This window comes from Arthrobacter sp. CAL618 (assembly GCF_000468215.1).
In the GTDB taxonomy this organism is placed as follows: domain Bacteria; phylum Actinomycetota; class Actinomycetes; order Actinomycetales; family Micrococcaceae; genus Arthrobacter_D.
Genome location: NZ_ASZW01000199.1, coordinates 1 through 5625, shown reverse-complemented (window position 1 = coordinate 5625; position 5625 = coordinate 1). Strand labels below are relative to the sequence as shown.

The 5625-nt window shown below is 62.6% G+C and carries 5 protein-coding genes and 1 pseudogene; 3 read left to right on the top strand and 3 right to left on the bottom strand.

Going from position 1 to position 5625, the window contains the following annotated elements; all coding sequences use genetic code 11:
- Nucleotides 1-408 precede the first annotated feature (408 nt).
- Both K728_RS0112150 and K728_RS0112145 read right to left on the bottom strand, forming a co-directional pair.
- A complete protein-coding gene (locus tag K728_RS0112150) occupies nt 409-2217 on the bottom strand; it encodes an ATP-binding cassette domain-containing protein (RefSeq protein ID WP_024476890.1) in 1809 nt (602 codons plus the stop codon).
- 65 nt (nt 2218-2282) lie between these two features.
- On the bottom strand, nt 2283-3257 hold the full coding sequence (locus K728_RS0112145; protein ID WP_019483618.1) for a 4-(cytidine 5'-diphospho)-2-C-methyl-D-erythritol kinase: 975 nt from the start codon (nt 3255-3257) through the stop codon (nt 2283-2285).
- Between the two features lie 144 nt (nt 3258-3401).
- Here K728_RS0112145 and K728_RS19335 point away from each other — a divergent pair, with 144 nt between their 5' ends.
- The 3 genes from K728_RS19335 to K728_RS0112130 are packed head-to-tail and all read left to right on the top strand — an operon-like array spanning nt 3402 to nt 5265.
- Nucleotides 3402-4232, top strand: coding sequence for a hypothetical protein (locus tag K728_RS19335; RefSeq protein WP_019483619.1), 831 nt, complete (start codon nt 3402-3404; stop codon nt 4230-4232).
- Nucleotides 4232-4681 (top strand): phage holin family protein, encoded by a 450-nt coding sequence (locus K728_RS0112135; RefSeq protein WP_019483620.1) that lies wholly within the window; start codon nt 4232-4234, stop codon nt 4679-4681. The genes K728_RS19335 and K728_RS0112135 overlap by 1 nt, the downstream gene beginning before the upstream one ends.
- The gene (locus K728_RS0112130) at nt 4678-5265 is read left to right on the top strand and encodes a DUF3618 domain-containing protein (protein WP_019483621.1); all 588 of its coding nucleotides are present in this window, start codon (nt 4678-4680) and stop codon (nt 5263-5265) included. Before K728_RS0112135 ends, K728_RS0112130 begins: the two co-directional genes overlap by 4 nt.
- A 146-nt stretch (nt 5266-5411) precedes the next feature.
- On the opposite strand, the pseudogene K728_RS19330 reads toward K728_RS0112130, so the two are convergent.
- A pseudogene (locus tag K728_RS19330) lies at nt 5412-5625 on the bottom strand (16S rRNA (adenine(1518)-N(6)/adenine(1519)-N(6))-dimethyltransferase RsmA); the annotation flags it as partial.

Genomic DNA, 5625 nt, shown 5'->3' with positions numbered 1-5625 from the left:
CCCCCCGCCCTTCTAGCCCCGGTGATACGAACCCGAGGACCTCTCCGGATACGCCCGCGCGTGCCCCGGAGCCAGTTGGACCGGCGGATCGGATCCTCCACCAGATGGTAGGTGTAGATCAGCAGCAGGCTGATGGTCACAGCTATCGCCGTGCTGCTGCCTGGTCGGCCTCTACAGAATCGCGAAAAGGAACACAGCTGCAGCTACCGCTGTGAGGACGAGAACCCCCACCAGCGCCAGCTTGTCAGAGTGACGCATCCGGTACTTATCGCGACGCCTACCTCGAGGTAATCCAGCTACATTTGTCATACACCCAAGGTAGGCGCCGCCTGGTGGACCCGGAATACTGCCGCCTACTTCAATTTATGCAGATGGTACTTGAATGGGAACTCACTCACACTTGAATTCCTACTTACCGAGCACTTCGGCAGCGGTAAGCCACTGCAGTTCCAGATCCTGCTGTTCGGCCTGAACTACCTGGAGTTTCTTATTGAGGGTTGCCATCTTGTCGAAGTCGACGTCTCCCGAAGCTCCATCATTCATTTGGTGCTGAATTTTCTCGACCTGCGCCGCCGCCTTGCCGAGCTGGCGTTCGATGCGGGTCAGGTCCTTCTTCGCCTGTCTTGTCTCCTCGGAGCTGTACCTGGCAGCGGACTCCGCGCCATTCTGCCCTTCGTCGGAGTTCAGGGGCGAAGCGCCCGACCCGGCTTCAGCCGCGCGTCGCAGTTCCAGATACTGATCGACACCGCGGGGCAGATCACGGAGCTTCCCATCACCCAGCAGCGCCATTTGGGAGTCAGTGACCCGTTCCAGCAGGTAGCGGTCATGCGAGACGACCACGAGAGTACCCGGCCAGCCGTCCAGCACATCCTCGATCGCTGCCAGAGTGTCGGTGTCGAGGTCGTTGGTTGGTTCGTCAAGCATCAGCACGTTCGGCTCACCGACCAGTAGCCGAAGCAGCTGCAGCCGACGTCGTTCGCCACCCGAGAGGTCCTTCACCTTTGTCCACTGCTTCTCGTTGGTGAAGCCAAGCTGTTCCACCAGCTGACTGGCAGAAACCTCGCGACCGCCGACGCTGAACACTCGCTTTTCCTGCTCGATCACTTCAGTGACGCGCAGGTGCTCGAGTTCGTCGAGCTCCTTGACCTCCTGGGAGAGCACTGCCGTCTGAACCGTCTTGCCCTTCTTCAGCCGACCGGCGTCAGGAGTGACGTCACCGTTCAGCATCCGCAGGAGGGTGGTCTTGCCCGACCCGTTGACGCCCACCAGGCCCAGCCGCTGCCCGGGAGCCAACCGGAGAGTAATTCCGTCGAAGAGGGTCTTCTCCCCCAACGCCAGCGAAACATTCTCCAAATCCAGTACATCTTTGCCCTGACGTGCCATCGCCATCTTGCTCAACGCGAGCGAATCCCGGTGCTCGGGCACGTCCGCGATCAGCGCGTTCGCCGCCTCAATGCGGAACTTCGGCTTGGCCGTCCGTGCGGGAGCGCCCCGGCGTAGCCAGGCCAGTTCCTTCTTGACCAGCTGCTGCCGTTTTCCTTCGACCACCGAGTCCATCCGGTCACGCTCTGCGCGGGCCAGGACATAGGCTGCGTAACCGCCGTCGAACCCGTCGACGACGCCGTCGTGCACCTCCCACGTGCGGGTACAGATTTCGTCCAGGAACCAGCGATCGTGGGTCACTACCAGCAGGCCACCGTCGGTCGGACGCCAGCGCTCGGCAAGGTGGCGGGCAAGCCACGCCACGCCCTCCACATCGAGGTGGTTGGTGGGCTCGTCGAGCATGATGACGTCGTCATCGCCGATCAGGAGCTTCGCCAACGCGACCCGACGCTTCTGCCCACCAGAAAGCGATGAGACCTTCGCATGCCAGTCAACCTCGGCGACGAGACCGCCCATTACGTCGCGGATCTTGGGGTTCGACGCCCACTCATGGTCTGCCTGGTCGCCCACGATGGCCTCACCAACGCTAAGGTCACCGTCCAGGACGTCCGTCTGGTCCAGATACCCGACGTGTACGTCGCGTCGTCGGGTGACACGTCCCTCATCGGGGGTGGCTCGCTGTGCAAGGAGTCGCATCAGGGTGGATTTGCCGTCGCCGTTGCGACCCACCATCCCGATGCGGTCGCCGTCCTCGATGCCGAGGGAAACGCCGTCAAGGACTGTGCGGGTGGCAAACGTAACGCTGACGCTTTCAGCGCCCAGAAGATGTGCCAAGGGAGTGCTGCTTCCTAATCGTGGAGTTAAAAAATGGCTTGAACTGGCCCAGCTTCGGTGGCAGGTCAGGCGATGTAGTCGGTAACAATTCTGGCACCGTAGACCGGCCCATGCACGGCTGTGGCTTTCAGGCCGCTATCCGTAAGCTGTCCGGCCAATGCCGCCGCATGTTCTTCGCTCTCCGCAAGGAAGGCGACGGTAGGCCCCGAGCCGGAGACCAGGCCGGCGAGGGCTCCTGCGCCCGTCCCGGTTTTCAGGATGTCGACAAGCCCCGGGGCAAGCTCAAGCGCAGCGGCCTGCAGGTCGTTGTGCAGCAGATCCGCCAGTGCCCGGGCATCGCCGGACCGCATTGCCCCAAGAATCCGTGGGTCAATCTCGGGCGGCGCCCCCGGTTCGGTGCCTTCGCGCAGACGAATCTCATCGAGAGTCCGGTAGACCTCTGGCGTAGACAGTCCATAGCCAGAGGTCACGAGCACCCAGTAGAGGGGGGTTTTGGAAATCGCCGGGGTTAGCTGCTCGCCCACCCCAACGCCGACCGCTGTGCCGCCGACCAGTGCGAACGGAACATCGGCGCCGAGTTCCGCGGCCATGTTAGCCAGCTCGTCACGGGAAAAGCCACTCTTCCACAGTGCATCGCATGCGATCAGCGTAGCGGCCGCATCGGCAGATCCACCGCCCATCCCGCCTGCCACGGGTACCCGCTTCGTGATGTCCAACAATAACCCGGTTGAGTTCTCGCTGAGATCGGCGAGCAGCGCGGCCGCGCGGGCGGCCAGATTGGTGGCATCCAGCGGAATGCTCTCAACCGGCAGGTTGAGTGACCCCTGCCCGTTGACTGTCACAATTGTGCCCGGTTCTTCACTGACGGTTGCGGTGACCTCTTCGTACAGGGAAACGGCTAGATAGACGCTGGCGACACTGTGGTAGCCATCTTCCCGTAGCGGGCCAACCCGAAACGAGACGTTGATCTTTCCGGGCGCGCGGACTCGGACGCTGGCTGGTACGCCACCAAATAGTCCTGCCGTTTTACCTGCCTCCATAGTCTCCAACCTAGGCTACCGGGCACTGAACCGGGAAACCTGCGGCCGTCGAGGCCGCAAAAACGAAAGTAAAAGCATTGCGGAAAACTAGTAAGCGTGCTTACATTGCGAAGGTAAGCAGGATTACTATCCGGAGGAAATACTATGACTACCCAGAATTGGTCAGAGGACCCATTGACGGCAGCGCCGTCAGGAGAGCGTGTTCAGTCCGCCTCGGTGACCTCGTCCGTAACCACCGAAGAACGCAACGGCTCCACCGGGGTAAAAGACCAGGCGACAGGCCAGGCGAAAGAGGTGGGCCGCGAAGGTTTGGATGCAGCACAGAATGTCGCCCAGACCGCGGGCACCGAAGCGAAGAATGTTGCGGATGAAGCCAGCACACAGGCGAAGAACCTGCTCGGCGAGCTGGGGTCTGATCTCAAGGAACAGGCCGGTGCCAGCCAGCAGAAGGCCGCCGAGGGCTTACGCTCCATCAGTGATGAGCTCGGTTCGATGGCCGACAATGGCGACCAGAGTGGACCCGCCAACAGCCTCGTTCGCCAGGCTGCCCAGCGCTCGGGCGACGTCGCAGGTTGGCTGGAAGGCCGGGACCCAGGCTCCCTCCTGGAGGAAGTGAAGGGATTCGCCAGCCGTCGGCCAGGGACGTTCCTGATGATGGCCGCCGGAGCAGGTCTGCTCGCTGGTCGCCTCACCCGAGGCCTGGCTGGGGCGGGATCCGACGATCAGAACGCCACGCCAGCCAACCCGGCGCCCGAGTACCCGCCGACGGTTCCAGCACAGCGTGATACTTCCAATAATTTCAGCTCGCCCACCGCCGCCACCCCGGTTACTAGTGCTACGGGAGTAGCTGCTAGCGGAACTGGCGCTTCGGGACATGACCTCAGCGATCCCCTGAGCGACCCGTTGGCCGCAGAACCGGTCATTGAGCCCGGTCGGCGCACCCAGGACGGGCCACTGGACAGGGACTTGCGCTGATGAGCGGAACCCACACCGGAGGGCCCCCATCATACGAGCCGCCGCGCACCGAGGCCGAGGACCGGGCCGCCAACGAATCCCTGGGGTCTCTACTCAGTGATGTCAGCCGCGACCTCTCCACGCTGATGCGCCAGGAACTCGAGTTGGCGAAAGCCGAACTCCGTGAAAGCGGAACCAAGGCCGGCAAAGGTGCAGGGATGTTCGGTGGCGCAGCTATCGCCGGACACTTTGTACTGCTGTTCCTGTCGCTCGCGCTGATGTGGGCGCTGGACGGCCTCGTTGGCCTTGGCTGGTCTGCAGTGATCGTCGCAGTCATCTGGGGCATCATTGCCGCCGTGCTTGCGTTGACCGGCAAAAAAGAACTGAAAAGCGTGCGCGGCATGCCCGCGACAGCCGAAACCGTCAAAGACATTCCCCCCACTCTGAAACCAGGTGAACCTACCCCATGAGCCAGACACCAGAACAGATTCGTGAAGATATTGAACGCACCCGTCGCGACCTTGGCACCGACGTCGACGCCGTCGCCGACAAGGTAAGCCCGTCCAGCATCGCTCAACGCCAGGGCGACAAAGTGCGGAGCGCTGTTGGAGGAATCAAGACCTCCGTAATGGGCTCGGCCGACCAGGCCTCCAGCGGAACGAAGTCGGCAGTCCACAACGCCGGCGATGCCGTCCAGGATGCACCACATCAGCTGGGCAACAAGACCAGGGGTAACCCCTTGGCCGCGGGCTTGATCGCGTTCGGCGCTGGAATGCTCATTTCATCGCTGATCCCGGCGAGCGAGAAGGAGAAGGAAGCTGCAACGGCGCTGAAGGAGAAGGCTGAGCCTCTCACCAGCAGCGTCACCGACGCGGCGAAGACAGTTGTCGAGGATCTGAAGGAGCCAGCGCAGGAGGCGATGGATTCGGTCAAGGAGACAGCCGCCAGTTCAGTGAACACTGTCAAGGAAGAAGGCACGTCGGCAGCCGCCGACGTCAAAGGCTCGGCCCAGGACGCGAAAGACAACGTTCAAAACGAAGCCAGCCGCTCCTAGCGGGCGCTAGCCGTCCCAAACCCCGGGATCGAGTCAACGCAAATAGCCGAAATCCGTTGGAAAACCGGTCATATCTGTTGACTCGACCCCGGGGTTAGCGCCACGCACGAGCACGATCCCCGGGGTAGCACCACGTACGGACTCGATTACGGAGCGGTCGACTGCACGGGTTTCGCCTCGGCGATACGGGCAAACGCGGCGATGTCGAGCATTTCACCCCGAAGACTCGGGTCTACGCCAGCAGCGGCAAGGGCCTCTCCAGCGAGGACCGGGCTGCCCGCCCACCCGGCGAGGGCGGCGCGCAATGTTTTGCGCCGCTGGGCAAACGCCGCGTCGATGACGGCGAAAACCTCACGGCGG